Here is a 3,319-nt window from a genome sequence, read left to right as displayed (position 1 = left end):
GCTGACAGCGACGGTGCTGACAGCGACGACCTCATCAGCGAACTCACCGGCTCGGCCGGCACGCCCGCGCCCGGTCCCGCGGACGGCCCGTCGCCGGGATGGCGGCGGGGACGCATCCTGGCCGCGGTCCGCCCGCTGCGGCCGGCCGCGAGCCGCCCGGCGGACGACGGCGGCAACAGCACGGCCCCGGGCGCCGACAGCCCCGCCGCCGGACCGGGTCAGCCCCCATCCGGCCCCGCCGGACCGTCCAGCGCCTGAACAGGGCACGGACCAGCGGAACCAGGACCGAACAGGCTGTAACAGCCAAGCAGGACATTATAGCCGGAAATCACATAAAAGACCGTAAGTCAACCTGAGGCCGGCGGACACCCGCCGGCCTCAGTCGTGCGCCAGCCGCCACGCCCTGCGTGCCAGCCACAACGCCCTGCGTGCCATCTGCCACGCTTTGTGGGCAATCCGACACGTCCTGCGAGCAAGCCGACACGCTCTGTGGGCAAGCTGCCACGCCCCGCACGCCAGTCGCGCCCGAGCCATGCCTGCGATGACGCCGCACACCGGCGCGGTCCGGCCATCGCAAAAAACATGAGCATGAGGGGCTCAAGTTTGACGGCGGAAGAGTTATTGTTGGATCCTGAGCCGGCAGGGCTCAACTACCATATGAGCGGCCCACGCGGCATCCTGACGGAGCCGGTGGGGCCGGATCCATCCTGATTCGAAAGGCGCACAGACATGGCACGAGCGGTCGGCATCGACCTCGGCACCACGAACTCCGTCGTGAGCGTGCTCGAGGGCGGCGAACCCACGGTGATCGCCAATGCCGAGGGCTCGCGGACAACCCCATCCGTCGTCGCCTTCGCCAAGAACGGCGAGGTCCTGGTCGGCGAGGTCGCGAAGCGGCAGGCGGTCACCAACGTCGAGCGGACCATCCGGTCGGTCAAACGCCACATGGGCACCGACTGGAAGATGAAGGTCGACGCCAAGGACTTCACCCCCCAGCAGATCAGCGCGTTCATCCTGCAGAAGCTCAAGCGGGACGCCGAGTCCTACCTGGGTGAGACCGTGGCCGACGCGGTCATCACCGTGCCCGCCTACTTCGACGACGCGCAGCGCCAGGCCACCACCGAGGCCGGCACCATCGCCGGGCTGAACGTCCTGCGGATCGTCAACGAGCCCACCGCCGCCGCCCTCGCCTACGGCCTGGACAAGGGCGAGAAGGAGCAGACGATCCTGGTCTTCGACCTCGGTGGCGGCACGTTCGACGTGTCCCTGCTGGAGATCGGTGACGGTGTCGTCGAGGTCAAGTCGACCTCCGGGGACACCCAGCTCGGCGGTGACGACTGGGACCAGCGCATCACCGACCACCTGATCAAGACCTTCAACGGCCAGCACGGCGTCGACCTGGGCAAGGACAAGATGGCCCTGCAGCGGCTGCGCGAGGCCGCCGAGAAAGCCAAGATCGAACTGTCGCAGTCCACCCAGACCAGCATCAACCTGCCCTACATCACCGCCTCGGCCGAGGGCCCGCTGCACCTCGACATCACCCTGACCCGCTCCGAGCTCCAGCGGATGACCCAGGACCTCATCGACCGCTGCAAGCACCCCTTCCAGCAGGCCGTCAAGGACGCCGGGGTCAAGGTCAGCGACATCGACCACGTCGTGCTCGTGGGCGGCTCCACCCGGATGCCGGCCGTGGTCGACCTGGTCCGCGAGCTCACCGGCGGCAAGGAGCCGAACAAGGGCGTCAACCCCGACGAGGTCGTCGCCGTCGGCGCCTCCCTGCAGGCCGGTGTCCTCAAGGGCGAGGTCAAGGACGTTCTCCTGCTCGACGTCACCCCGCTGTCCCTGGGCATCGAGACCAAGGGCGGGATCATGACCAAGCTCATCGAGCGCAACACCACCATCCCGACCAAGCGCTCGGAGATCTTCACCACCGCCGAGGACAGCCAGCCGTCCGTGCAGATCCAGGTCTTCCAGGGCGAGCGCGAGATGGCCGCCTACAACAAGAAGCTCGGCATGTTCGAGCTCACCGGCCTGCCGCCGGCGCCCCGCGGCATCCCGCAGATCGAGGTCACCTTCGACATCGACGCCAACGGCATCGTCCACGTCTCGGCCAAGGATCTCGGCACCGGCAAGGAACAGTCGATGACGATCACGGGCGGTTCGGCGCTGCCCAAGGACGACATCGACAAGATGGTCCGCGACGCCGAGCAGTACGCCGAGGAGGACCGCAAGCGCCGCGAGGAGGCCGAGACCCGCAACCAGGGCGAGACCCTGGTGTACTCCACCGAGCGGTTCCTGGCCGAGAACGGCGACAAGATCGACGCCACGGTCAAGACCGATGTGGAGGAGAAGCTGTCCGCGCTGCGGGCGGCGGTCGCCGGCACCGACATCGCGGCCATCCGCAACGCGACGACCGAGCTCGCCAAGGCCAGTTCCGCGATGGGCCAGTCGCTCTACGCGGACGCCGCGCAGGGCTCGGCCGGCAGCCCCGGCGGCACGCCCGGAGCGAGCGCGGACGACGACGTGGTGGACGCCGAGATAGTGGACGAGGAGGACAAGAAGTGACCTCGGCCCCCAACGACTGGACGCATGGCGCTTCCACCCCGGACGAGCCAGTGGTCGTCCGGGACAAGCGCCGCATAGACCCACAGAGCGGGCAGGTCCGGGTGGAGGCGGCCGCGCGGACGCAGGCCGCCGCCACCGCCGAGGGCGCCTTCACGTCCTCGGCGGGGGGGCCGGCGCCCGGCGCCGCACCGGCCGGTGAGGCCGAGCTGGTGGCGTCGCTGCGCCAGCAGGTCGCCGAGCGCACCGGTGACCTGCAACGTCTCAAGGCCGAGTTCGACAACTACCGGCGCCGTGTCGAGCGTGACCGGCAGGCCCTGGCCGAGCAGGCGGCCGGCAGGCTGCTCCTGGCGCTGCTGCCGACCCTCGACGACATCGGCCGCGCCCGCGACCACGGCGATCTGGAAGGCCCGTTCAAGGCGGTGGCGGAGTCGTTGGAAGCCGCCCTTGAGGCCGCCGGGCTCGAGCGCTTCGGCTCCCGCGGGGACGAGTTCGACCCGCTCGTCCACGATGCGCTCATGCACACCTACTCGGCCGAGGTGACCAGGCCGACCTGCGTGGACGTCTTCCGGGCCGGCTACCGGCACGCCGGCCGCGTGCTGCGGCCGGCGCAGGTCTCGGTCGCCGAACCGGCGCCGGGGGACGCCGACGCCGGTCAGGACGTGGACGGCACGGCCGCCGGGGCCGCGCCGGAGGCGGGCGGCGGCTCGGCAGAAGCCGCCGAGTAGCCGCCGAGCAGCCCGAGCAGCCCGAGCAG

Annotated in this window: 2 protein-coding genes and 1 pseudogene; all 3 read left to right on the top strand. The window is 70.2% G+C overall.

Annotation, left to right across the window (positions count from 1 at the left end; genetic code table 11):
* Positions 1-258, top strand: a pseudogene (locus tag AC5LSR_RS12715) (nuclease-related domain-containing protein); the annotation flags it as partial.
* A gap of 471 nt (positions 259-729) precedes the next feature.
* Positions 730-2,565, top strand: coding sequence for a molecular chaperone DnaK (gene dnaK / locus AC5LSR_RS12710; protein WP_250289851.1), 1,836 nt, complete (start codon positions 730-732; stop codon positions 2,563-2,565).
* Complete coding sequence (grpE, locus tag AC5LSR_RS12705) at positions 2,562-3,290, top strand: nucleotide exchange factor GrpE (RefSeq protein ID WP_250285034.1); 729 nt, start codon at positions 2,562-2,564, stop codon at positions 3,288-3,290. Before dnaK ends, grpE begins: the two co-directional genes overlap by 4 nt.
* Positions 3,291-3,319: the final 29 nt, after the last annotated feature.

The sequence above is a fragment of the Protofrankia sp. CiP1_Cm_nod4 genome, assembly GCF_982290645.1.
This window is presented reverse-complemented; position numbering and strand designations above follow the sequence as displayed.

What these genes read in the sequence shown, in the direction of transcription:
- dnaK (WP_250289851.1), top strand. Translation starts at nt 730, where the DNA reads ATGGCACGAGCGGTCGGCATCGACCTCGGCACCACGAACTCCGTCGTG.